Source organism: Pseudomonas sp. FP2254 (genome assembly GCF_030687695.1).
Lineage (GTDB): Bacteria > Pseudomonadota > Gammaproteobacteria > Pseudomonadales > Pseudomonadaceae > Aquipseudomonas > Aquipseudomonas quebecensis.
The window spans coordinates 4557776-4582955 of sequence record NZ_CP117444.1; the positions used below are offsets into that span (position 1 = coordinate 4557776).

At 60.6% G+C, this 25180-nt stretch carries 23 protein-coding genes and 1 pseudogene; 12 read left to right on the top strand and 12 right to left on the bottom strand.

Translation table 11 applies throughout. The annotated features are described in order from the left end of the window. Positions 1-100 precede the first annotated feature (100 nt). Complete coding sequence (locus PSH94_RS20965; RefSeq protein WP_305435674.1) at positions 101-1681, top strand: J domain-containing protein; 1581 nt, start codon at positions 101-103, stop codon at positions 1679-1681. A gap of 260 nt (positions 1682-1941) precedes the next feature. Here the strand turns inward: PSH94_RS20965 and PSH94_RS20970 are convergent, their stop codons facing one another. Together PSH94_RS20970 and PSH94_RS20975 are read right to left on the bottom strand one after the other, a co-directional pair. Further along, entirely contained in the window at positions 1942-2226 is a 285-nt protein-coding gene (locus PSH94_RS20970) for a hypothetical protein (protein ID WP_181078687.1), read from the bottom strand. Between the two features lie 42 nt (positions 2227-2268). Next, positions 2269-3165: a hypothetical protein gene (locus PSH94_RS20975; protein ID WP_253509290.1), complete on the bottom strand. Its 897-nt coding sequence runs from the start codon at positions 3163-3165 to the stop codon at positions 2269-2271. A 210-nt stretch (positions 3166-3375) separates the two neighbouring features. Here PSH94_RS20975 and PSH94_RS20980 point away from each other — a divergent pair, with 210 nt between their 5' ends. Next, positions 3376-3705, top strand: coding sequence for a hypothetical protein (locus tag PSH94_RS20980; RefSeq protein WP_181078690.1), 330 nt, complete (start codon positions 3376-3378; stop codon positions 3703-3705). A 215-nt stretch (positions 3706-3920) separates the two neighbouring features. Here PSH94_RS20980 and PSH94_RS20985 read toward each other — a convergent pair whose 3' ends face one another. After that, positions 3921-4295: a cytochrome c family protein gene (locus tag PSH94_RS20985; protein ID WP_181078692.1), complete on the bottom strand. Its 375-nt coding sequence runs from the start codon at positions 4293-4295 to the stop codon at positions 3921-3923. 210 nt (positions 4296-4505) lie between these two features. Between PSH94_RS20985 and PSH94_RS20990 the strand changes: the two genes are divergently transcribed. The 8 genes from PSH94_RS20990 to PSH94_RS21025 all read left to right on the top strand — a co-directional run bounded on the left by PSH94_RS20990 (position 4506) and on the right by PSH94_RS21025 (position 13529). Next, on the top strand, positions 4506-4886 hold the full coding sequence (locus PSH94_RS20990) for a response regulator (protein WP_181078694.1): 381 nt from the start codon (positions 4506-4508) through the stop codon (positions 4884-4886). Positions 4887-5081: 195 nt separating this feature from the next. Then, positions 5082-5696: a biliverdin-producing heme oxygenase gene (locus PSH94_RS20995; protein WP_305435676.1), complete on the top strand. Its 615-nt coding sequence runs from the start codon at positions 5082-5084 to the stop codon at positions 5694-5696. Then, entirely contained in the window at positions 5693-7936 is a 2244-nt protein-coding gene (locus tag PSH94_RS21000; protein WP_253509292.1) for an ATP-binding protein, read from the top strand. Before PSH94_RS20995 ends, PSH94_RS21000 begins: the two co-directional genes overlap by 4 nt. 138 nt (positions 7937-8074) lie before the next feature. Beyond that, a complete protein-coding gene (locus tag PSH94_RS21005; protein WP_305435677.1) occupies positions 8075-8278 on the top strand; it encodes a hypothetical protein in 204 nt (67 codons plus the stop codon). A gap of 113 nt (positions 8279-8391) precedes the next feature. Next, positions 8392-10290: an alkaline phosphatase family protein gene (locus PSH94_RS21010; RefSeq protein WP_305435679.1), complete on the top strand. Its 1899-nt coding sequence runs from the start codon at positions 8392-8394 to the stop codon at positions 10288-10290. Between the two features lie 27 nt (positions 10291-10317). Next, on the top strand, positions 10318-11331 hold the full coding sequence (locus PSH94_RS21015) for a sensor domain-containing diguanylate cyclase (protein ID WP_305435680.1): 1014 nt from the start codon (positions 10318-10320) through the stop codon (positions 11329-11331). A 120-nt stretch (positions 11332-11451) separates the two neighbouring features. Further along, a complete protein-coding gene (locus PSH94_RS21020) occupies positions 11452-12702 on the top strand; it encodes an aspartate aminotransferase family protein (RefSeq protein ID WP_305435681.1) in 1251 nt (416 codons plus the stop codon). A gap of 122 nt (positions 12703-12824) precedes the next feature. Then, complete coding sequence (locus tag PSH94_RS21025; RefSeq protein ID WP_181078730.1) at positions 12825-13529, top strand: hypothetical protein; 705 nt, start codon at positions 12825-12827, stop codon at positions 13527-13529. A 52-nt stretch (positions 13530-13581) separates the two neighbouring features. Here the strand turns inward: PSH94_RS21025 and PSH94_RS21030 are convergent, their stop codons facing one another. The 7 genes from PSH94_RS21030 to cyoA all read right to left on the bottom strand — a co-directional run bounded on the left by PSH94_RS21030 (position 13582) and on the right by cyoA (position 20462). After that, entirely contained in the window at positions 13582-14664 is a 1083-nt protein-coding gene (locus PSH94_RS21030; RefSeq protein ID WP_305435683.1) for a pyridoxal phosphate-dependent aminotransferase, read from the bottom strand. A 168-nt stretch (positions 14665-14832) separates the two neighbouring features. Continuing rightward, on the bottom strand, positions 14833-15531 hold the full coding sequence (queC, locus tag PSH94_RS21035) for a 7-cyano-7-deazaguanine synthase QueC (RefSeq protein WP_181078734.1): 699 nt from the start codon (positions 15529-15531) through the stop codon (positions 14833-14835). 103 nt (positions 15532-15634) lie between these two features. Then, positions 15635-16522 carry a heme o synthase gene (gene cyoE, locus PSH94_RS21040; protein WP_003176002.1) on the bottom strand — a complete coding sequence of 296 codons (888 nt, stop codon included), beginning with the start codon at positions 16520-16522 and terminating at the stop codon, positions 15635-15637. 11 nt (positions 16523-16533) lie between these two features. Continuing rightward, entirely contained in the window at positions 16534-16869 is a 336-nt protein-coding gene (cyoD, locus tag PSH94_RS21045) for a cytochrome o ubiquinol oxidase subunit IV (protein WP_003176003.1), read from the bottom strand. Next, complete coding sequence (locus PSH94_RS21050; protein WP_024077337.1) at positions 16869-17495, bottom strand: cytochrome o ubiquinol oxidase subunit III; 627 nt, start codon at positions 17493-17495, stop codon at positions 16869-16871. The genes cyoD and PSH94_RS21050 overlap by 1 nt, the downstream gene beginning before the upstream one ends. Before the next feature lie 3 nt (positions 17496-17498). Further along, positions 17499-19517 (bottom strand): cytochrome o ubiquinol oxidase subunit I, encoded by a 2019-nt coding sequence (gene cyoB / locus PSH94_RS21055; protein ID WP_040269407.1) that lies wholly within the window; start codon positions 19515-19517, stop codon positions 17499-17501. A gap of 3 nt (positions 19518-19520) precedes the next feature. Beyond that, complete coding sequence (gene cyoA, locus PSH94_RS21060) at positions 19521-20462, bottom strand: ubiquinol oxidase subunit II (protein WP_181078737.1); 942 nt, start codon at positions 20460-20462, stop codon at positions 19521-19523. Between the two features lie 27 nt (positions 20463-20489). Between cyoA and PSH94_RS26215 the strand changes: the two are divergent. Then, positions 20490-20779: pseudogene (locus PSH94_RS26215) on the top strand (hypothetical protein). A 474-nt stretch (positions 20780-21253) separates the two neighbouring features. Here the strand turns inward: PSH94_RS26215 and PSH94_RS21065 are convergent. Then, positions 21254-21760 (bottom strand): disulfide bond formation protein B, encoded by a 507-nt coding sequence (locus PSH94_RS21065; RefSeq protein ID WP_181078739.1) that lies wholly within the window; start codon positions 21758-21760, stop codon positions 21254-21256. A gap of 398 nt (positions 21761-22158) precedes the next feature. Next, on the bottom strand, positions 22159-23340 hold the full coding sequence (gene hmpA / locus PSH94_RS21070) for an NO-inducible flavohemoprotein (protein WP_305435686.1): 1182 nt from the start codon (positions 23338-23340) through the stop codon (positions 22159-22161). Between the two features lie 146 nt (positions 23341-23486). Here hmpA and norR point away from each other — a divergent pair, with 146 nt between their 5' ends. Beyond that, positions 23487-25028: a nitric oxide reductase transcriptional regulator NorR gene (gene norR, locus PSH94_RS21075; protein WP_305435688.1), complete on the top strand. Its 1542-nt coding sequence runs from the start codon at positions 23487-23489 to the stop codon at positions 25026-25028. Positions 25029-25180 lie beyond the last annotated feature (152 nt).

A 25180-nucleotide genomic window follows, 5' to 3' on the forward strand; every position in this document is an offset into this window, starting at 1 on the left:
AGTGATGTGCCAGCCCTTAGGATTTGTGTAGATACATAAAGCCTCGCCACACCCCGACCCGCTATCATCACTCACCCCAGCCTCAATGACGACCGTGTGCATGCCCACCCCCGACTGCTGGCAGTTCCTCAACCTGCCCCCGCACACCGACGAGCGCACCCTCAAACACCACTACGCCAAGTTACTCAAGCTAACGCGCCCGGATGACGACCCCGTCGCCTTCCAGCGCCTACGCGAGGCTTACGAGCAGGCACTCAACAGCGTACGCGCCAGAGCATCCGCCCCCGTTCAAACCGAGGACATGACGTCGTCGCGGTTTGCCACGCACCTTGCGCCCGGCCCGACGCCCTCCTCCCTGGAACACGCCTTCGCACTGTTATCCGACTTCGACGACTCCCGTGTGGACGACTACTGGTCCCGAGCCCAGGCTCAAGGTTGTGCCGCCGAGTTCGAACAGATGTTGTTCCAGCGCTGTGTCGATGCGCCGAGCGGGCATTTGGAGTTGCTGACCTGGGGCGTGGAGCAGCGTCAATGGCTCACCCCGTGGCAGCAGATCAACAGCGGTGGCTTCCCCCATCAGCGGTTGGTGCATGCGCTGACCACAGCGCTGTACGACGCGCTTGAACAACTGATGAAGCCGGGCGAGCAGGCGTTTTTCTTTCCGCATCTGGAGCGTGCCAGTCGGCAGGGCTGGTTGCTGGATTTCGAGCATCGCCAGGCATTGCAGGTGCACGTGCTGAACCTGTTCATGAGCCATGAGCGTTGGTCGCCGCAACTCTTCCAGCGCGTGTGCCGGCTGTTCGCCTGGGACGCTGAAGGCGCGTCTGCCCCTATCGACACGGCGCAGTGGCGAGCCTTGGTCAGGCGCTGCGAGCAACAGGATTGGTTGCACCAGCTGCAGACCCTGGCGCAGCAACGTGAGCTACACCCCAGCGCGGCGGCCAACGCGGCGGCGTTGTTTCTGATGTCGGCGGAGCCTGCACGGCAAGCGCAACTGGCGGCGACCTTCGGCGAGGCCGATTGGTTGGCGTGTGAGCAGTTGTCAACGGCATTCTCCACGCACTTTGCCGATCTGCTGGGACTGTTTCCCAATCACAATTCATGGTTCTGGCAAGAACTTGTCGGCCATCGCCCGTTGCGCCATGGCGTCAAACGCGCGGCCTGTGTTTTGGCAATCTGCCTGACGCTCAGCCAACTTTCCAGCGAGTCCAGCCTGGTTCCCCTGCTGCTGATGCTGCCGTTGTATGCGCTCGGCGGTTACGTGATGGCGCAGGTCGGCAAATGGCTGCTCACCTACTGGGCGGCCATTGCGCAAAGCCTGCATGACGTCGACCAACGCCTCAGCCGCTGGTGTGTGCGCCACAACCTGACCTCGGACCGTCGCGATTTGCTGATTCGTAACAGCGGTCCGTTACTGGGGCTTGGCTTTGTGATTTGGCAATGGCTCGGGTGGCTCGGGCTGGGCACTTATGCGATCACCGGGCTGATTGGCGTGTTGCAGCCGGAAAGTGCTGTGCCCGCCGAACGCGAATACCGCTGGCGCAGGCCGCTGCAGGCGATTTATCGGATCGCCGGCCTGAGTAGGTTGCAATGGCTGTTCTGCGTGATGATGATCGGTGTCATCGTCTACCTGCGGCTTGAAAGCCCTGGCACGCTGCTCGCCCTGGGCTTGCGGCCTTAACTCACGACGATCAAACCCTCGAATTCAAAACTTGGTTAGAGCAAGTTGAAGAGTGACGGCAAGCATTTAACGCAGGTTTACTCACTGTAATGATGCTGGCGAATTTCTAGGTAAGGCGGGCCATGCGGCGTTGCTCCACGTCGCAAGCGTGCCGGGCTGGCACTACCGAGCGGCGGGAGCGGACCTGATCGTGACACCACGTATTGCGTGAGCCTCGAACCAGTTGAAACCCGACCGCCCTTACCGAGCGGCCGGTAGTTTTACTTGAACAGCGCAATCACCACGCAGACGACCATTAACACCAGCGCCGGCCACTGCATGGGCAGGAAAAAGAAGTGGTGGCGCACGCCATCTTCATGAACCTCCCGATTCAGCACAAAACCCAGCACGGCGTTGATGGCCGAGCCGATCCCCGCGCCCACCAACAGTTGCATCAAGGAGGTGTTGCCGGGCTTGACGCTGGGGTCGGGCCACAACCACATCAGCAATAAAATCATCGCCACCGGAGTGAACAACGTCAGCCAGCCTGCACCACGATAAATCATCGTTTAATCCCTTTATTCACAATCAATGACCACGCGACTGGCTTACGCCAACTCGCGCGCTTGAGCCTCTTTGGTAAACACTGCGTCGAGCGTATGCAGGAACAGGTCGTGGCTGAGGATGCCGGTGGCGATGGTCGACAGGACCGACTTGCCGTTTTCGTCCTTGACCACCACTTTTTCGGTCCAGGCGTTGAGGTCGACGCTGCGCAGTGTCGACATCGGCACCTTGCTCCCCTGGTATTCCAGGCACTGCGCACTCACCAGGATGGGCGCCGTGGTGATCTTGAGGAAATTGCCGCTCATGCGCTTGCCCCACACCTGCCCGGAGCTGATGCAATTGAACCTCACCGCCTCGCCCGATTCCAGCGTGCTCAGCACACCCGGCATGCGCGCACGTACGTGCAGCTCGCGCACCATCTGCTGGAATTCCTGGAAGCCCTTGAGACTTTCAATCACGCGATGGAAGGGCTCGGCGGCCGTGCGGCGGTAGGCCAGGTTAGTAATCAAGCCCGTCATCACCGTTTGCCCGGAGCTGAACAGGTACAGGTCCTGGATCTCTACAAACGGAGTGTATTCGCGCTGGCCTTGGTTGATGCGCGCAATGCCATGCTCGTACACCTCGTAAGAGGTACTGCGCAATTTCTTGTGCCAAGCGTAGAGGCCGAACACGCACAGCCCAAGAATGGCCAGAAGGCCACTGGTGAAGTTGATCACCGATTGCGCGCTGCTGAAGTTCATTGTCATGCCCCGTGACGTCGTAATGCCGACAGGGCCTTCATTGCCCGGCGGCAGGATCGTGCCCAGGTACAGCACGAACGCGGCGAGCGCCAACAGCGCGACGCCGAATATCAGGCTGAAAATCAGAAAACCCTTGCCGTGGCGAAAGCTCGCGATCAGCTCGCCCGTGTCGGACGAAGCAGGAGTGGAGGATGACTGCATGATTATTTGCGTCCCTGTAAGTGAATGAAGTGCGCCGGTTCAACTTCGCACCGGTCCATTTATGGCTGCGCGAGCTTGGCACGGCGGTTTGGAACATGGCTAATTAATATCGTTCCTTGGAGGCCGTGTCACTCAAACGTCTGGGTCCTTTTTTTTCGGCGTCAGAACAGTGATCATCGCGCTCCGCCCGAACACCGAGGAAGCCCCACCATGGAATTGACGCTGGAAGCTGTTGCGCTCTTTGCCCTCAAGCTGGTGCACGAAACCGACGACGGCAGCCCGATAGTGCGCGACGACCCGGTGATGGCTACGTATGAGCGTGAAGTGTTCGGTCTGCTGATGCGCCAGGGTGATCTTCGTGCGATTCAAACTAAGCTGGACGAATGCGTGGCGCAGGCGCTGGTGGCGCTGGGCGGAAAGGAGACGGTGTTGGGACGGGAGTTGGAACGATTGGCCGTCGACACCCGAAAAGCCTCGACACTGGAGGAGCTCGACGCCCCGCTCGACGCACTCAGGCATTACCTCAAAGCGGTTCAGTAACAGCGCTCTAGTGCGAGCGCGCTTGACCGCAGCGAGCACACCTCGTTGATGCTTCCACGAAATGCAACGCTGTATTTGGCGTGCGATGCGCAATGTTGACGTTTTTACTTACTCAGCTCATTGCCACTTATAAAGCAGCCCAAGGACGACGATGAAAAAACCCCTCCTCTACCGCTCCGTCAACACCCGCACCCACGGTGTGACCGCACAAATGCCTACTTGGGCTGAAACGTCTCAAGATACGCCAGGATATTTTCTATCTTCTCCTGATCGCTGATGCCCCAGAAAATCATCCGCGTACCGCTTACCACCTTCTTGGGGTTCTCGATGTACGCCGCGAGTTTTTCGCGGGTCCAGACCACGCCGGAGTTTTTCATCGCGTCGGAGTACTGGTAGTCCTCAGTGGTGCCGGCGGGGCGGCCGATGATGCCATTGAGCTGTGGGCCGAAACCGCCACGCGCGCCTTCGCCGATGCTGTGGCAGCCGCCGCAGGTTTTCGTGAAGAGTCTGCCGCCGGCTTCGGCATCCCCGGCGGCGAAGGCCGGGGCGCTGTTGAGGATCAGGGCGAGGGTCAGAAAGGCGTACTTCATGGGCGACTCCACATCGGCGGTTGCAAGCGATTATGCCTGTTTGTCAGCCATGCACATCCATCCGGATTATCGCTGTGCTGCAATTGCCTCGGCATGAACCCCCAACCTAGACGCCCTGGACGACCACCCATCGCTTGGGACACATCCAATCGAACCTATACCGCTGCGCTCCACTCCACCTAACTGAACCCTGATGGTGGAGTAAGGATCATGGCTCAGCCATCGATTTTAGTATTGGAAGACGACGAAATTATTCGGGCGTTGATGGTGGATGTGCTGGAGGATTTCGGCGCGATTGTGACGTCGTTTCCTTCAGCCGATGAAGGGATGATTTACCTCGAACGCGAGAACGACCCTGTGGACCTGATAGTCAGCGATATTCAAATGCCAGGGTTGCTCAATGGTTATGACTTGAGCCGCGTGGTTGCCCATCGGTGGCCTTCGGTGCGCGTGGTACTGACGTCGGGTAATACAAAAATGGCGGAAGAACTGGGCGGTTCCGTGCGTTTCCTGCCCAAGCCATGGAGCACTGAGCATCTGATCGAATGTGTGCAAACGGCGCTGACCCAGCAGGGTTCGTCGCTGCACTGATAGCGTTGCAATATCACCTAAACCGAACTTACCGGTACGCCTTACGGTCAGTCATGAGGCAGGGAGCGACTCTTCTGATCCGCTGGTCAGGCTTTTCGCCTTGCGCGTACAGTCAATGGCCATGACTTGTGTAGAATCGTCGCCCATTTCCACGCGTCATTCATGGCCGGCAGGCCCACAGTTCGAGCTTATTGCATGCTTTCTCAGGCCCATGACGTTGGTGCGCCCTCCTTGCTTGACGCGTTACGCACAGGCACTGCCCTGCTGCATGTGGCGCTGGAGAAGCGCATGCCGTTTTTTTCCGAGCGCCTCGACGCCGACTGGTATCAGCGCCTGTTGCAGGCCTATCACGGGTTTTACGCGCCGATGGAAGCGGCGCTGTATGCCAGCGCCCGTATTCCTAACGGATTTGATGCCGCCTCGCGTGTGAAAACCCCGACACTGCTTTCTGATCTGCGCGCATTGGGCCTGAACGACGCCGCCATCCACGCCCTGCCGTATTGCACCGCGCTGCCTCGCCTGGATACCCCGGCGGCCTGTCTCGGCACGCTCTACGTACTCGAAGGCGCAACCCTGGGCGGCCAGGTGCTGCGCCGGGAAATGGCTCGTCGCCTGGGCATCGACGCCGATAACGGTGGCGCGTTTCTGGATGTGTACGGCGCCGAGACGGGCCGACGCTGGAAAGATTTTCTCGACTATCTGGGTAACCAGGCGCTGGACGCCAAGGCCCGACAGCGCGCGGTTGACGCCGCGCGTTCGACATTCAGCTGCTTCGAGCGATGGCTCGACAGCCAGGAGGTACTGCTATGAAACCCGACGATTTTGAAGAGCTGCTCGCCAACTGCGCTGACGAACCCATTCGTTTCCCAGGGGCGATCCAGCCTCATGGTGTGCTGCTGACCTTGTCTGAGCCGGACCTGAAGATCATCCAGGCCAGCGCCAACGTCGCCACGCTGTTCAACCACGCACCCGAAACGCTGTTGGGCCAGCCGCTGCACAGCCTGCTCGGCGCCGAGCATGCCCAGGCCGTGCAGGCCATGGCTGAACACAACACTTTTGTCGATGCGCCGCCGTTGCACGTCACGCTTAACGGCGCGCAATTCGAAGGTTTGTTGCACCGCCATCAAAACGTGCTGGTACTGGAGTTCGAACCGCGTCTCAAGGATTTCCAGCCACGCGCCCTGAACGGTCGCACCAGTGATTTGGGCAAGATGCTGCGCCGCTTGCAGTCGGCAAAAACCCTGGCGGCGCTGTACGACATCAGCGTGACCGAAATCCAGGCCATGACCGGTTACGACCGCGTCCTCATTTATCGCTTCGAAGAAGAAGGTCACGGCCAGGTAATCGCCGAAGCATCCGCCCCATCCATGGAACTGTTCAACGGGCTGTTCTTCCCCGCGTCTGACATCCCCGAGCAGGCCCGCGAGCTGTACCGCACCAACTGGTTGCGCATTATCCCGAACGCCGATTATGAGCCGGTGCCTCTGGTACCCAAGCTGCGCCCGGACACCGGAGAGCCGCTGGACTTGAGCTTCGCCACCCTGCGCAGCGTGTCGCCGATTCACTGCCAATACATGAAGAACATGGGCGTGTTGTCTTCCATGAGCATCTCGCTGATGAAGGGCGACAAGCTGTGGGGGCTGATCAGTTGCGGCAACCGCACGCCGCTGCTGGTGCCGAACGAGCTGCGTACCGCCTGCCAGACCATCGGCCAGGTGCTTTCGTTGCAGATCAGCGCCATGGAAGCCCTGGACCTGAGCCACCAGCGCGAAGAAAAAGTCGAAGCCCTGGCGCGGCTGGACAAGGCGATGAAAGCCTCGGACAACAATGTGTTCGACGGCCTGGCCCAACAGCCGCAAGTGCTGATGGACCTCACTCTGGCGGGCGGCGTGGCGATCATCGAAGACAAACAGCTGCACCGCTACGGCAATTGCCCGGAGCCGGCACAGATCCGTGCCTTGCACAAATGGCTGCAGGCAAGCGGCGAGCCGGTGTTTGCCAGCCATAACCTGGCGGCGGTGTACCCGCCGGCGGCCGAGTTCCAGCAGGTGGCCAGCGGAGTCTTGGCCATGGCCCTGCCCAAGCCGGTGGACAACGGCGTGCTGTGGTTCCGCCCCGAAGTCAAAGAAAACATCAACTGGAGCGGCGACCCGAAAAAACCGCTGGACCTGGAAAACTCCGACGCCGGTATGCGCCTGCGTCCGCGCACGTCTTTTGAGATCTGGAAAGTGGAGATGGCCGGTATCTCGACCAAATGGAGCCATGGCGACCTGTTCGCCGCCAATGACCTGCGTCGCTCAGCGCTTGAGAACGACCTGGCTCGCCAGGTCAAGCGTGAGCAACAGGCCGTGCGCGCCCGTGATGACCTGGTGGCGGTGGTGTCCCACGACCTGCGCAATCCCATGACGGTCATCTCCATGCTCTGCGGCATGATGCAAAAAGCCTTCAGCTCCGAGGGCCCACACACTTCGCGGCGAATTTCCACGGCCATCGACACCATGCAACAGGCAGCCGGGCGCATGAATGTGCTGCTGGAAGACCTGCTCGACACCTCCAAAATCGAGGCCGGGCGCTACGTGGTCAAGCCGGTGGCGCTGGATGTGAGCCAGATGTTCGAGGAGGCCTACTCCTTGCTTGCGCCGTTGGCCATGGAAAAAGGCATTGACCTGTCGTTCAACGCCGAGCCGGGCCTGCAGATCAATGGCGACCCGGAGCGTTTGTTCCAGGTGCTGTCTAACCTGATCGGCAACGCCATCAAATTCACCCCGCGCCAGGGCAATATCGGCATCAGTGCCATGAGCAACGGCGAGGAAATCGTATTTTCGGTGCGCGACTCCGGCGAAGGCATTGCCCCCGAACAGTTGCCTTATGTGTTCGATCGTTACTGGACACAGACCGAAAACAATCCCACCGGCAGTGGACTGGGGCTGTATATCACCCAGGGCATTGTCCAGGCCCACGGCGGCGAGATCGTGGCTGAAAGCGAAGTGGGGCGTGGCAGCGAGTTCCGGTTTACGGTGCCGAAAGTGATCGGCGATTCGCATACCTGAGCAAGCCAATGCGTGGGTTCAAGGGTGCGCAGTCACACTCTGCCACGAGGCGTTTATATATTTACCGCCTCGTCCCTCTCTAAGTTGGGTCCGGCTTCGCGATCGCGAAGCTCACCCACTGACAGAAGGAGAGTGACTATGCTCGGCACCATTCATTCCACATTTGGCAACGCTCATTACCCCACCGCGCAGCAAGACGAGGCAGCAGGCCTGCCGCGTAAAAAACGCAACCTGGATGAGCGCCTATCAACCCTTGTGTCTGAGGCGTGCGACGGTTCCTCACGCACCTCCCGACGCCGCCAGGGCACGTTGGACAGCCTGGGCAAGGGCAACCTGCTCTAAACCGGTGTACGCAGGGCAATATGCGGCCCTGCGTCCCCCCTCTGCTTTAACAAAACGCTGACATTTCCTGCGCTAACCTTGCCGGCTCAAGCCTGGCTGGAGTGTTTCCCTGGATGCTGCCCCCCGATAACCTGCCCGCCGTGCTCGCCGGCCCTTTACTGCGTCGCCTGGAGCCTCGGCGGCTGGTGCTGTGGCTGGCAGGCAGCCGCATGCTGGACCTGAGCCTGACGCTGCAGTGGGCCGACCAGGTCCTGCACATCCCGCTGGATCAAGGCCAGTGTCAGGTCGTGCCCATAGGGCGCCACGCCTTCGTCCACCTGATCGATGTGCCGCTGGACCAGGCGTTACCCCAGGACGTGGTCATCGACTACGACTTGCTGGTTGACGGCCTCGGCATCGCCCACTGGGCACCGCACCTGGTGTATGGCGAGGCACTATCGCCGAATTTCATCCTGCACAGCCGCCTCCACCAATTGGTGCATGGCTCCTGCCGTAAACCCCACCATCACGCCGACGACGGTTTGCTCTGCGTCGATCGCCTGCTTGCCGATGCGCGCGCACCGGATGAACGCCCGGCCCTGCTCATAATGAGCGGCGATCAGGTGTACGCCGACGACGTGGCCGGGCCAATGCTGCGGGCGATCCATGCCCTGACTGCGCGGCTGGGGTTGTTCGACGAGTATTTGGACGGTGCGGTGGTGGACGACAGCGCCAGCCTCTACGGGCATCGCGCCAGCTACTATCACCGCGCGGACCTGCTCCCGGCACTGGACAGCAACGAGACCCTGCGCGAGCGCTTTTTCGGCGGGGTGAAAAAACCGATTTTCACCAGTAGCAGCGCCGACAACCATCTGGTGACTTTCGCCGAAGTCGTGGCCATGTACCTGCTGGTGTGGTCGCCTACGCCCTGGGGCCTGATCGCTTCCCAACCGCCGCAGTTAAGTGCGCACGACCTGGCGCGCTATGCCCGCGAACGCCTGCAGATCGAGCGATTTTGCAGTGGCTTGCCTGGGGTTGCGCGGGTCCTCGCGCACTTGTCCACCCTGATGATCTTCGACGATCACGACATCACCGACGACTGGAACCTCAGTGCCCAGTGGGAAGAGACCGCCTACGGGCACCCGTTTTCCAAGCGCATCATCGGCAATGCGCTGCTCGCTTACCTGCTGTGCCAGGGCTGGGGCAACCACCCGGACGCCTTCGCCGGCCTGTTGCAGCAAACCCGGAGCCTCGCCGCTGCGGTGCACGACAACCACCTCGATGCCACCGCGCAGGATGCCTTGCTCGCGCAATTGTTCAACTTCCAACAATGGCATTACGTACTGCCCACCACGCCCGCCCTGATTGTGCTCGACACCCGCACCCGGCGTTGGCGCAGCGAGTTCACCCTCAAACAACCCTCCGGCCTGCTGGATTGGGAAGCCTTGAGCGAGCTGCAACAGGCATTGCTGGACCATCCCTCGGCGATCATCGTCTCGCCCGCGCCGATCTTCGGTGTGAAGTTGATCGAGACGGTGCAGAAAGTCTTCAGTTGGTGCGGCCACCCGTTGCTGGTGGACGCGGAAAACTGGATGGCACATCGGGGCGCGGCCCAAGTGATCCTCAATATTTTCCGCCACTCGCGCACGCCGGGTAACTACGTGATTCTGTCGGGCGATGTGCACTATTCGTTCGTGTATTCGGTGTTGATCCGTCATCGCAACGCCGGCCCGCGCATCTGGCAGATCACCAGCAGCGGCATCAAGAATGAATTTCCACCGCGCCTGCTGGAATGGTTCGACCGTGTCAACCGCTGGCTATACTCACCCCGCTCGCCGCTCAACGGGTTCACTCGTCGGCGCACCATGCAGGTGGTGCCCTATATTCCGGAACATGCCGAGGCCGGCGAACGGTTATGGAATTCGGCGGGCATAGGGCAGGTATTTTTCAACGAACAGGGCCAACCGGACGCGATCTTTCAACACAACGCGAACGGTAAGCCTCGCACCAGGATGGTGGCGCCTGAGCAGTAGCGCGCGGCCCCAGGCAAGGAGCAGCACGTGGACGACAGGTCAGGCGGCAACCCCCAGCATCAGGATTTCTCACACCTCAACGCCGATATGCTGCACACCATTCTGGAACTGGTCAGCGACGGGATATGGGACTGGAATGCCAACACCGGGTTCGTCTACCGCAGCCCAGGCTGGTACGAAATGCTCGGTCACCCACGCAACGCCTTGGAAAATACGCTGTTCACGTGGGAAAACGTGATCCACCCGGATGATTACGCCCAGGTGATGACCCTGTTCGATGAGTACATCAACCGCAGGGCTCCCTACTATCAGGCCGAATACCGCTGCCGTCGAAAAGATGGCAGCTACCTGTGGATCGAAGACCGCGGCTATGTCATCGCGCGTAACGACGACGGCTCGGTGGCGCGGATGATCGGGGCGCATCGCGACATTCAGGCACGCAAGTATTCAGTCGTTCAACTGCAACAGCGCAACCAGTCTCTGGAAGCGCTGGTGGCCGAGCGCACGCAGGAGCTGTCGCGGGTCAATCAGCAACTGCAATTGCAGTTGGATGAAAACCGCGCCCTGGCCGAACGCGATGCCCTGACCCTGGTCGCCAACCGCTATCGCCTGGAAAAAACCCTGCTGCGCGAATGCGAGCGCGCCCAGCGTTTTCGCCGGCCGCTGTGCCTGATCGCAATGGACATCGACGGTTTCAAACCGATCAACGATCGCTATGGCCACAGCTTGGGCGACCAGACGCTGGTGCGCGTAGCGCAATGCCTGGAACGCTGCACCCGCCCCGGCGACCTGCTGGCTCGCTGGGGCGGCGATGAGTTCATGATGACCCTGCCCGACAGCACGCTGGTCACCGCCACGGCACAGGCCGAGCAGATCCGCCGCCAGGTGCGTGCGATCACGGCACCCGCCGACTTCGTCATCACCCTGAGCCTGGGCGTGGCCGAGCGTCAGCTGGATGAGTCGCCTGCGGCGCTGATGGAGCGTGCCGACCAGGCGTTGTATCGCGCCAAGGCGGCAGGGAAGGACGGGGTATCGACCTAACGCCGCCGCGCGGCAGGGCTCCTTCCGATTTGGAATGACCCGAAGACTTTATTTCGTTTGCGACAGACCCGGGCTGGCGGCTTAGATAAAAAACACCCGCCTTTGTCGAGTCCCGGATTCATGAGCCACGCCAGCATCAGCCAGTCGATTTCCATCGTCCACCCCATCAGCCTCAGCCACGGCAGGAACGCCGAAGTGTGGGACACCACGGGCAAACGCTATATCGACTTTGTCGGCGGTATCGGCGTGCTTAACCTCGGCCATTGCCACCCGCACGTGGTGGAGGCGATTCGCGAGCAGGCGACCAGACTCACGCACTACGCCTTCAACGCCGCGCCGCACACGCCTTACATTGAGCTGATGGCGCGCCTGAGTGAGTTCATCCCGGTGAGCTACCCGGTCAGCGGCATGCTCACCAACAGCGGTGCGGAAGCTGCGGAGAACGCCTTGAAGATCGTGCGCGGAGCCACCGGCCGCAGCGCCGTGATCGCATTCGACGGGGCATTCCACGGCCGCACGCTGGCGACTTTGAACCTCAATGGCAAGGTGGCGCCCTACAAGCAAAAAGTCGGCGTATTGCCTGGCCCTGTGTATCACCTGCCCTACCCCAGCGCCGACAACGGCGTGACCTGCGCAGAAGCGCTGAAGGCCATGGACCGCCTGTTCAGCGTGGAAATCGACGTGGATGATGTCGCCTGTTTCATCATCGAGCCGGTGCAGGGCGAGGGTGGTTTCCTGGCTCTGGACCGCGAGTTCGCCCAGGCCCTGCGACGTTTCTGCGATGAGAAGCGGATTCTGTTGATCGCTGACGAAATCCAATCCGGGTTTGGCCGCACCGGCCAGCGCTTTGCCTTTACGCGCCTGGGCATCGAACCGGACCTGATCCTGCTGGGTAAAAGCATCGCCGGTGGCGTGCCGCTGGGGGCGGTGGTCGGACGCAAGGCACTGATGGACAACCTGCCCAAGGGCGGCCTGGGCGGCACGTACTCCGGCAACCCCATCGCCTGCGCGGCGGCGCTCGCCACCCTGGGGGTGATGACGGACGCACATCTGCAGGCCTGGGGCGCGCAGCAGGAGGCGGCGATTGTGAGCCGCTACAGCGCCTGGCGTGCGCAAGCGCTGTCGCCCTACCTCGGGCGCCTGACCGGCATCGGCGCCATGCGCGGTATCGAACTGGCCAACGCCGACGGCACGCCGGCGCCCCGCCAATTGACGCAACTGCTCGGCCTGGCGCGGGACGCCGGGCTGCTGCTGATGCCCAGCGGCAAGGCGCGGCACATCATCCGCCTGCTGGCACCGCTGACCACTGAGCCGCACGTGCTGGAGGAAGGGCTGACTATCCTTGAAGCCTGCTTCAAGCAATTGGATTGATCCCACACGGTCGGCAGCCTTTCGTCGCGATAACAGCGTTGTGCTGCCTTGACCTGACTCCCCCACCCCTTGAAAATGCGCGACGCTTTTTTGTCCTCGTTTATTGAAGTAGTGAAATTTTAATGTCCGATTCCTACACCGCAGAATCCGTGGCCGCCTTGGCCTCCAAAGCTGAATACGAAAACGCCATCAATCTTTCACAGCATGTGCCAGCGGCCAAATCCATCAGCGAGATGGTGCTGGATGCGTTCCACACCTCCAAGGAGAGCGACCAGATCCGCGAACTGCGCGTCGCCATCCGCCAGGCCCACGACGCGTTCGACGACGACAAGGCCTACGACCTGATGGGCCAGCTCAAGCAACTCAAGGACGCCGAAGCCGCCGACAACCTGGCCTTGGAAGACTTGAGCAGCAAGTTCTCCATCAGCCGCATCCTGTCCAGCTTCAAGGACGATCCCGAGTTCCAGGAGCTGGTCTACGGCCTGGCCCTCAAGGTGTTGAACCAGACGCACCAGGCCATCAGCAACCCGAGCGCCGGCAAGGGCAAGGCGGCACGCGCCAAGAAAGACGCCGACGTGTTCGTGATCAGCAAGGACGGCGCCAGCGTCACCCTGCCACTGCGCACGCCGCGCTCCAGACTGAACGTGGACCGTGAAGCGTTCGAGTTCCTGGGGTTCAGCTTTGTGGGGGAAGGGGACGAGGCCGAGCTGCAAAGCGAGTCGTTCACCGACAACAACGGCGCCGAGTTGCCGGTCACCCGCAAAAACGTGGTGAGCGCCCTGCAGCAGAAGACGGCGTTTGATGGGTACAGCATCGCGCAGCAATAACCCTTAACCTCAGTGAGGGAAGGAGCACCGCCCTTCCCTCGTGGGGCTTGCGCTAGACCCGCGCGGCAAACACCTCGCGAAAGCGCGCCATCTCCTGCTTGCTCCCCACCGTCACCCGCACCCATTGCGGCCAGTTCTGCCACACCCGGCCGATCAGCACGCCCTCGGCGGCGAGCTTTTCGATCACCTGCTGCGCGGGCTGCCTGACGTCGATCATGAAGCAGTTGCTCTGCGAGGCGGTGCAGGTGTAGCCACGGCCCTTGAGCCAAGCCACGGTTTCGTCGCGCAACCGCGCATTGAGCGCCTTGCGCTGGGGCAGCACTTTGACGTCTTCCAGGCTGGCAAGGCCGCCAAGCAGCGAGGGACCCGCCGGCACATTGTCGCCGCCAAACACCGCCAGCCGCTCCAGCAGCGCCGGGTGGCCGATGGCCAGGCCCAGGCGTGCGCCGGCCATGCCGTAGATCTTCGAGAAGGTGCGCAGCACCAGCAGGTCGTCGTGATCCTTGACCCAGCTGACCACGCTGGGGGCGTCGGCGAAGTCGATATAGGCTTCGTCCACTACCAGCACGCTGCCTTTGGGTTTATTCGCCAACGCATCGCGGATGGCCTGGGTCGGGGTGAGGGTGCCGGTAGGGTTGTTGGGGTTGCACAGATAAAGCATGCCGGCCTGAGGGTCGGCGGCGAGCATGGCGGGGATATCGTGGGCATGATGGGCGTCGAGGCTCACCTCCCGCACCGGCGCCTTGTGCGCTTCGGCGGCCTGGCGTGGTACTTCATAGGACGGCGTGGCCATCACCAACCCACGGGTATCGCCGGTGAACGCCAGCACCGCATAACGCAACGCCGCCATGGAACCTGAGAACACCGCCACCTGTTCTTCGGCAATGCCCTGCTGCCGTGCGAACAGCGCCGCCAGGGCGTACATGTGGTTGTAGGGGTAGCGCCCGGTAGTGGCGATGCCACGCTGCATGGCTTCGCGGGCGGCCAGGGCCGGACCGTAGGGGCTTTCGTTGTAGTTGAGCCGGACCTTATCGGCCTTGGCCTGCGGCGTCGCGGCGAGCGCCCAGTCCAGGCGCCCCAGCAATGGCAGGGCGGCGCTCAAGGCGAGAAGGGATCGACGACTCACGCTGACCATGGGGACTACTCCTTGTAGGCGGGTGATGGATTCGCACAGTGCGTACAGAGGGGTATGACGAGATAAGCGTGGGCAGATTTAACCCGGCGCGCGATAACCGCGCATCACTGGGGGGCGCCGGTCGAGGGAGCCGTGGGCGCCCTCTCCCGCAACGGAGCCGGATCGGGCCTATTGGAGCTGTAACTTGTGCTTGAGGCTGTGCATGACCTGCGCCTTGTTCTGCAGGTAGTCATTCAAGCCTCGGGCGCGCAGATTGCAGGCATCGCATTGGCCGCAGCCCGTGCCGATCACGCCGTTGTAGCAGGTCAGCGTCTGTTCGCGCACCAGCTCGAGTTGGTGGTGGTAATCGGCCAGGGCCCAGGTTTCGGCTTTGTTCAGCCACATCAGCGGGGTGTCCAGGCGTACGTCGTACTCCATGCCCAGCTTGAGCGCCTGATTCAGGGCTTTGACGAACTCATCGCGGCAGTCGGGGTAGCCCGAAAAGTCGGTTTCGCACACCCCGGTAATGACGGTCTCGGCCTTGACCTGATACGCGTAAATCGCCGCCAAAGTCAGGAACAGAATATTGCGCCCCGGCACAAAAGTGCTCGGCAGGCCATCGCCGGAGCTGTTCACGCTGGGCACCGGAATGTTGTCGCGGGTCAGGCTGCTGATGGCCAACTCGTTGAGCAAGGACACATCCATCACTTTGTGCACCGTGGCGCCCAATTGCGTGGCGAGCTGGCGGGCCACTTCGATTTCGGCGACATGGCGCTGGCCATAATCGAACGTAATGCAGTGCACTTCGTCATACAGCGCCATTGCCTGGATCAGGCAGGTCGTCGAGTCCTGCCCGCCGCTGAACACCATTACGGCTTTTTTACTCATCGCTGTGCTTCCTGGATGCGTGGAATGGGGGATAGTTTAAAGGCCATGCCATAAAAAACCCCGCGCTTCTTGCGAAGGCGGGGCCTTTTACTGCTCGGACCACTCAGTGGGCGTAGGTCAGCAACAGCTCTTTCGGCACTTGGAAATCCAGGGACATCATCACGCTCAGCGCGGTGATGGTGAAGATCGAGAACACGAACAGCTTGCGCGCCCAGACGGTGTCATCCACCGCCTTGTAGCCGGTCCAGGCCATGTACAACCAGTACATGCCCATGGCGGCGGCGACGGCGAGGTAGCTCATGCCGGCGTAGCCACTGAAGGTCAACATCAAGGTCGCCACAAGGAAGGCCAGGATGTAGAGCAGGATGTGTTTCTTGGCCACCTGGATGCCGCGTTTTACCGGCAGGACCGGAATCGACGCAGCCAGGTAGTCATTGAAGCGGAAAATCGCGATGGCGTAGGAATGCGGCATCTGCCACAGGCTGAACATCACCAGCAGCACCAGCGCGGCCATGTCGAAGCTATTGGTTACAGCCACATAACCAATCACCGGCGGCATCGCCCCCGATAGACTGCCCACCAGCGTGCCGTGAACCGACTTGCGCTTGAGGTACAGGCTGTAGAGGCCGACGTAGATGACAAAGCCGATCACGGCAAACAGCGCCGCCAACGGGTTGGCCACCTTGTACAGCAACACCACGCCCGCAACACCCAGGACGGTCGCGAAAATCAGCGCCAGCTTCAGGGAGATAAGGCCCTGGACCAGCACGCGATTCTTGGTGCGTTCCATCTTGATATCGATGTCACGGTCGATGCAGTTGTTGAACACACAACCGGAAGCTACCACCAGGGACGTGCCGATCATTGCAGCCAGGAAGATGGCCAGATCGACATGTCCCTTGGAGGCCAGGAAGAAACCGCCCGCCACAGAAAGCACGTTACCGAAAATGATCCCCGGTTTGGTGATTTGGATAAAGTGCTTAAGCGACATCGGGTCTTACCTCACTTCGCCATCATGTAGGTGTGGATGCTGAACATGATCCACAGCGACAGGCCAACCAGCAGAACGATCACCAGGCCGGCGAACACGAACGCAATCACGTTCTCGCGCTGGGCTTCGGAGCGGTCCAGGTGCAGGAAGTACACCAGGTGCACCAGCACCTGGATAACCGCGAACGCCAGGACAATCATCAACGTGATCGACTTCGGCAGGGTGGGGTACATCACCAGGCCGAACGGGATCAGGGTCAGGATGACCGACAGGATGAAGCCGATCGCGTAAGACTTTACGCTGCCGTGGCTTGCATCGTGGCTGTCATGGGAGTGTGCATTAGCCATTACAGAGTCCCCATCAAGTAGACGACGGTGAATACGCAGATCCAGACCACATCCAGGAAGTGCCAGAACAGGCTCAGGCAGCTCAGGCGAGTCTTGTTGGTGTTGGTCAGGCCGTGCTTATTGACCTGATACATCATCACCGCCATCCACAGCAGACCGGCCGAGACGTGCAGACCGTGGGTGCCGACCAGCGTGAAGAACGCCGACAGGAAACCGCTGCGGTGCGGACCGTAGCCTTCGGAGATCAGCAGGTGGAACTCGTTGATCTCCATGCCGATAAAGCCCAGGCCGAACAGGAAGGTCAGGGCCAACCAGCTCAGTACGCCTTTCTTGTTGCCCTTGTAGAAGGCCAACATGGCGAAGCCGTAGGTGATCGAACTGAACAACAGCAAGGCGGTTTCGCCGAGCACGTAAGGCAGTTCGAAGATGTCGTGGCCCGACGGGCCACCCGCTACGTTGTTTACCAGTACCGCGTACACCGCGAAGATCGACGCAAACAAGATGCAGTCGGTCATCAGGTAGAGCCAGAAACCGAAGACGGTCATTGGCCCCGAGTCGTGGTGATGGTCATCGTGCCCATGGTCATCGACATGGGCGTGTCCAGCATTGGTCACTAAGTTCGACATGGTTTAAGCCTGTTCCAACGAGGTTTCTACACGGTTGGCCGGGATTTTCTTCTCGGCGACCAGGCGAGCGTGCTGCTCGGCTTCGATGCGTTCGATCGTTTCGACCGGCACCATGTAGCCTTGATCATCACGTGCGGCGTGGACGATGAAGTAACCGATGGTACCCACCAGGCTCACGATCGCCAGCCACCAGATGTGCCAGATCATCGCGAAACCGAATACGGTCAACAGCGCACCCATCACCACGCCAGTGGCGGTGTTGCTTGGCATGTGGATCGGTTCGTAGTGCTTAGGCTTCTGGTACGCAGTACCGTCTTCCTTGGCTTCGGTGAACGCATCGATGGTGTTCGCAGTCGGGATCACGGCGAAGTTGTAGAACGGTGGTGGCGACGAGGTCGACCATTCCAGGGTGTGGCCGTTCCATGGGTCGCCGGATTCGCACATGTTCTGCTTGCGATCACGCACGCTGACATACAGCTGGATCAGCTGGCAGGCGATACCCACCGCAATCATCACCGCACCGAACATGGCGACGTACAGGTACGGCACCCACTCAGGGTTGGTGGTGGCGTTCAGACGACGGGTCATGCCCATGAAGCCCAGTGCATAGAGCGGCATGAACGCGACGAAGAAGCCCGAGATCCAGAACCAGAATGCAGCCTTGCCCCAACCTTCGTGCAGCTTGAAGCCGAACGCTTTCGGGAAGTAGAAGCTGAAACCGGCGATGTAACCGAATACCGCACCACCGATGATCACGTTGTGGAAGTGCGCGATCACGAACAGGCTGTTGTGCAGCACGAAGTCAGCACCCGGGATGGCCAGCAGTACGCCGGTCATGCCGCCGATGGCGAAGGTCACCATAAAGCCCAGGGTCCACAGAACCTGGCTGGTCATGCGCAGACGACCGTGGTAGATGGTGAACAGCCAGTTGAATAGCTTCACCCCCGTCGGGATGGAAATCAGCATCGTCGCCAGGCCGAAGAAGGCGTTGACGCTGGCCCCCGAACCCATGGTGAAGAAGTGGTGCAGCCACACCATGAAGCCCAGTACCGAAATTGCGCCCGATGCGTAGACCATCGAGTGGTGACCGAACAGGCGCTTGCCGGTAAAGGTCGAGATCACTTCGGAGAAGATACCGAACGCCGGCAGGATCAGGATGTACACCTCAGGGTGACCCCATGCCCAGAACAGGTTCACGTACATCATTGGATTGCCACCAAGTTCATTGGTGAAAATGTGGAAATCCAGGTAACGGTCAAGCGACAGCAGCGCCATGGTGGCGGCCAGGATCGGGAACGAAGCCACGATCAGGACGTTGGCCCAGGTGCAGGTCCAGGTGAAGATCGGCATGTCCATCAGTTTCATGCCAGGGGCGCGCATTTTCAGGACGGTGGCCAGGAAGTTGACCCCCGTCAGCGTCGTCCCGAGCCCTGATAACTGTAGCGCCCAGATGTAGTAGTCCACCCCCACGCCAGGGCTGTACTGAATGCCCGACAGCGGCGGATACGCAACCCAACCGGTCTTGGCGAATTCGCCGACGCCCAGGGACACGTTGATCAGCACCACGCCGGAAACCAGCAGCCAGAAGCTCAGGGAGTTCAGGAACGGGTAGGCCACGTCACGCGCGCCGATCTGCAGCGGCACTGCCAGGTTCATCAAGCCGGTGAAGAATGGCATCGCCATGAAGATGATCATGATCACACCGTGGGCGGTGAAGATCTGGTCATAGTGTTCAGGTGGCAGGTAGCCAGGCGAACCCTCGGTGGCCATGGCCAACTGGGTACGCATCATAATGGCGTCGGCAAAACCGCGCAGCAGCATGACCATGGCGACGATGATGTACATCACGCCGATTTTCTTGTGGTCGACCGAGGTCAACCACTCGGTCCACAGGTAGGTCCACTTCTTGAAGTAAGTGATACCCGCGAACAGTGCCAGACCACCCAGCGCGATCATGGCGATGGTCACCATTACGATCGGCTCGTGGAACGGGACCGCATCCCAACTTAATTTACCAAACATCGTTTACTCCTCTGCCCCAGCAGTTGAATGCGCGCCCGTCTCAGAACCTTCAACCACGGCCACTTCTTTCTTCTCGTGCTTGACCGGCTTGCCTGGCTTCATACCTTCGTACTTGTCGACGATTTTCTGAAACAGGTTCGGCTCGTACGAGGAGTACAGCGCGACAGGGTTGTTCTGGCTTGGTTTGGCCAGGGCGTCGTATTCAGCTTGATCAAGCTGTTTAGGTGCGGCCTTGACTTCGGCTACCCAGGCGTTGAAGTCTTCCTGGCTCGTCGAGATCGCTTTGAATTTCATGCCGGTAAAGCCAGCGCCGCTGTAGTTGGCGGAGATGCCTTCCATTTCAGCTTTCTGGTTGGCGATCAGGTGCAGCTTGGTCTGCATGCCTGCCATCGCGTAGATCTGGCCGCCCAGGGCTGGGATGAAGAACGAGTTCATCACGGCGTCGGAGGTGATCTTGAAGTTCAGCGGAGTGTGCTCCGGGAAGCGGATCTGGTTAACCGTGGCGATACCCAGGTCCGGGTAGATGAACAGCCACTTCCAGTCCAGCGCGACCACTTCGATATTGATCGGCTTGGCATCCGATTCCAGCGGACGGTAGGGGTCCAGCGCGTGGGTGGACTTGTAGGTCACATAACCCAGGGCAATGATGATGAGGATCGGAACCAGCCACACCGCGATTTCGATCTTGGTGGAGTGCGACCACTTCGGCGCGTAGGTGGCGCTGGTGTTCGACGCGCGGTATTTCCAGGCGAAGGCGAAGGTCATGATGATCACAGGGACCACGACCAGCAGCATCAGCAGGGTGGCGGTGATGATCAGGTTTCGTTCATCCAGACCGACCTGTCCTTTTGGGTCGAGCAAGGTCCACTTGCAGCCTCCCAGCATTAACATCATGCCAAGCAGCGGCAAAAAGCCTAGTAATCGGGGGTACCTGTTTTTACTCATCTCACGACCTCTAAAGCAGCTTGCGCAATGCAGTTGGGTTTTGATCGCCAACACTTCACCCTGCCAAGGGTTGGCATTTCTCTTCGATTGAATAAGAGCCTGCTCGCACGCCATCACTGGACGATTTGCGAACCTGCGGTGAGTTCTTATTCGATTTCGTGGCTAAAGGCCTTGTTACAGACCAATTCCATTTGGTGCGGATAGTTGAAAGGCTGCCGGAACCTGGGGTCGCACAGAGCCATCCATCTGCCCCTCGACCGCTCCAATGCTCAAATATTGAACAGCACCGGACATTCAGTGCGGGCGATTGTAGTTAGCTAGCGATGTATAAACCATGTCTTATAAAGAAATAATTTTTATCGAAAGCAGCAATAATCCTTCACCAAAATTGCAAAGGTCGGGGATCTTATCGCGTTCAATTCGCCACAAAAACCACAAAAATTGCCGTGTTATAGGGCAAACCGCCATAGCCCTTACCCTGTGCAAGGGCTTGGTAAACGGTTGCAAGTCCCCATAAAACAAGGCATTCGGACATCATCCAATGCTGCGCGCCGCGCGTGATTCGTGGCGTCGGCCAAACGATGAAGTGACAGCACATTTTGGCCGTTTGGTGCAAATTTAAGCGAGGCTGTGGCGGGTCAGAAACGTCCTGCGGCGACTTCCGTGTGACAACATGTCGCACACTGTGCGCACCTAAAATTGTCCGGCGTCACGTCGTCTTCACAAAAGGCCAGCTGTAAAAAAAGCCCCGGCCTTCGGTGAAGAAGAACGGGGCGTTTTCAACCATCGGTTCAGGCGTTGCGTCGTCGATTGCGATAGATGCCCAGCGGCACCAGGATCACGGTCAGCACAAATGCCACCAGCGCCCATTGGGCCAGGGACAGACCCAGGATCGGCGGGTAAGGCGTGCTGCAGAAGCCATCGACCTGGAAGCCCAAGGGGAAAACCTTGGCCAGCGGCAGATCGTCGACAATCGGTTGCAGCACATCGACGCCGCAACTGACCTGCGGGAAGAACTGGGTGTACACATGATGCCCGGCGGCGGCCACCCCACCCAAGGCGCTGAGGACCACCAGGCCTTCGAAAAACGTGATGGCGCCCTTGGTGCGCATGGCGGCGCCGATAAAGGCAAAGATCGCGATCAACAGCAAAGCGTAGCGCTGCAGAATGCACAGTGGGCACGGCGCCTCGCCGAGCACCACCTGCATGTACAGCGCCCCGCCGATCAACGCCAGGCAGATGATGCCCAGCAACACCAGAAAGCGCCGCTCCCTGCCTAAACGCAATTCGTCACTCATCCCGGTTTTCCCTTTGTTTGGTTGTGGCTCTGGCCGCAAGTTTACACACAGGGAGTGGTTTAAACAGAGATGGGTTAACGGCGGATTAATCGCGAGAAATGGAAAACCAAATGTGGGAAGGGGGCTGGCCCCGATGAGGGTGTGTCAGCTGGCTGATGCACCGCTATCGGGCGCAGAGGGATCGGCAGAGATATCTTCACATCTTCGCTGTAAACAGAAAGTGACGTTCTTGTAGTGAGCGGGCTTGCCCCGCGCTGGGGCGCGAAGCGGCCCCACTCCAGGCGATGTAATTTCACCTGACACACCGAGGTGCCTGGGTTTGGGGCCGCTTCGCAGCCCAGCGCGGGGCAAGCCCGCTCACCACGGCAGGCCCCTCCCACACTGTTGACCTTTAGGTCCTATTCCAAGGCAGCGGCCGGGCCGAAGAATTCGTAGCGGCTTTGTTTTTCGGGCACACCCAGGGCCTTGAGGTGACGCTTGATCGCGGCCATGAAGCCTTTCGGGCCGAGGAAGTAGGCGTCGATATCACGTTGCTCGGGCAACCACGCCGCCAGTTGGTCCTGACTGAGCAGACCAACGTTGTCCGCTGCCGGGCTCACGCCGTCGTCTTCGGCATAGCAATAGAAGCGCTTGAGCTGCGGGTGCCTGGCCGCCAGGGCATCCACCCACTCGCGAAACGCGTGCAAGCCGCCGTTGCGCGCGCAGTGAATGAAGTGCACCGGGCGCTCGGTGGCCAGGGCCGCTTCGAGCATCGGCAAGGTCGGCGTGATACCGACGCCGCCGCTGATCAGCACCAACGGCTTGGCGCTGGCGGCCAGGGTGAACTCGCCCGCCGGCGGGAACAGGTCGATGGTGGCACCGACCTGCAATTGATCGTGCAGGTAATTGGACACCCGGCCGCCGGCTTCGCGCTTGACACTGATGCGGTACTGGCCGCCATCGCTCAGTGCCGAGAGGGAATAGTTGCGGCGTACCTCTTCGCCGTTCAGCACCAGCGTCATACCGATGTATTGGCCGGGCGCCGCCGCCAGGATCGGGCCGTTATCCACCGGGGCGAAATAAAAGGACGTAATCTCGGCGCTCTCCTCCGCCCGCTTGACCAGCGTGAACGGCCGCGCACCGCGCCAGCCGCCAGGGGCCTGGGCTTTCTCGTCATAGATGGCCGCTTCGGCGCCGATCAGGATATCCGCCAGTTGGCCGTAGGCCGCGCCCCAGGCATTCATCACCTGTGGCGTGGCGATCTCACTGCCCAGCACTTCGGAAATCGCCCGCAACAGGCAGGCGCCTACGATCGGGTAATGCTCCGGCAGGATCTGCAAGGCCACGTGTTTATTGATGATCCTGGCCACCAGATCGCCCAGTTGATCCAACTGGTCGATATGCCGCGCGTACATCAATACCCCATTGGCCAGGGCACGCGGCTGATCGCCGCTGGCCTGGTGGGCCTGGTTGAACAACGGGCGAACTTCCGGGTATTCGGACAGCATCATGCGGTAGAAATGGGTGATCAGCGCTTCACCGCCACTTTCCAGCAGGGGCACGGTGGATTTGACGATGGCACGGTCTTGGGCGCTAAGCATGAGAGCCTCCAGGGCTTCTTTAAAGTTAGCCTTGGACAGTCAGCATTCATGCCAACTTTAAAATCGTTAATTTTCAATGATTTAAAACTCAAGTAGTCAGTATGACTTCTTACAGGATAAAGTCATAAGGACTACAAGGAGTCATTATGACTGCACACTCGCTGCTCACCACCCTCCTGCCCCTGGTGGCCGATCTGTCCCGCGATCTGCCCGAGGGCGAGCGCTACCGGCGCCTGCTGCAAGCCATGCGCGCCCTGCTGCCCTGCGACGCCGCCGCGTTACTGCGCCTGGACGGTGAAGCGCTGGTGCCGCTGGCGGTGGACGGCCTGAGCACCGACACCCTGGGCCGACGTTTCAAGGTCAGCGAACACCCGCGTTTCGCGGCGCTGCTCGCCAGCCCCGGCCCGACCCGCTTCGACAGTGACAGCGAGTTGCCCGACCCTTACGACGGCCTGGTGGAAGGTCTGCACGGGCACCTGCAGGTGCATGACTGCATGGGCTGCCCCTTGTTTGTCGACGACCGCCCCTGGGGCCTGTTGACCCTTGACGCGCTGGACACCGAGCGCTTCGAACGCGTCGAACTGGACGCTCTGCAAGCCTTCGCCAGCCTGGCCGCCGCCACGGTCAACGTGGCCGAACGTATCGAACGCCTGGCCCTGCGCGCCGAAGACGCACACCAGCGCGCCGAAATCTATCGCCAGGCCAGCGGCCAGCAGCACAAGGAAATGATCGGCCAGAGCAAAAGCCACAAGCGTCTGGTGGAAGAAATCAAGCTGGTGGGCGGCAGCGACCTGACGGTGCTGATCACCGGCGAAACCGGGGTGGGCAAGGAATTGGTGGCCCAGGCGATTCACGCCGCCTCGCCGCGCGCCGACAAACCGCTGATCAGCCTCAACTGCGCCGCCCTGCCGGAAACGCTGGTGGAAAGCGAGCTGTTCGGCCACATACGCGGCGCCTTCACCGGCGCGCTGAACGAGCGACGGGGCAAGTTCGAGCTGGCCGACGGCGGCACCTTGTTTCTCGATGAAGTGGGCGAACTGTCGCTGACGGTGCAGGCCAAACTGCTGCGCGTGCTGCAAAGCGGCCAGTTGCAGCGCCTGGGGTCGGACAAGGAACACCAAGTGGATGTGCGCCTGATCGCCGCTACCAACCGCGACCTCGCCGATGAGGTGCGCAACGGCCGCTACCGCGCCGACTTCTACCATCGCCTGAGCGTTTACCCGCTGCAAGTGCCGGCGTTACGCGAGCGCGGCCGCGATGTACTGCTGCTGGCCGGTTTCTTCCTTGAACAGAACCGGTCACGCATGGGCCTGGGCAGCCTGCGCCTGACCAGCGATGCCCAGGCGGCCCTGCTGGCCTATAACTGGCCAGGCAACGTACGGGAGCTGGAACATTTGATCGGACGCAGCGCACTGAAAGCGCTTGGAAACTGTCGCGAGCGTCCGAAAATTCTCAGCCTGAGTGCCACCGACCTCGACCTGCCCACCGTCAGCGCACCACCGATTGAAACCCCGCCCGCACTGGCGCCCCTGACCGGCGACCTGCGCCACGCCACCGAAAACTATCAACGCCACCTCATCAGCGCCTGCCTGGAACGCCACCAGCACAACTGGGCCAGCACCGCCCGCGAACTGGGCCTCAACCGCGCCAACCTCGCCCGCCTGGCCAAGCGCCTTGGAATAAAATAACTCGGTGAAATGAGGGGGCAAGTCCTGATGCCAGTCAGATCCACCCCAGGCAATGACTATCAAAAGTGGGAGGGGGCAAGCCCCCTCCCACATTTTGGTCCCGTCCAGGGCAGAAATTCACTCACTGATTCCTTCACTGACGGGCATTAGGA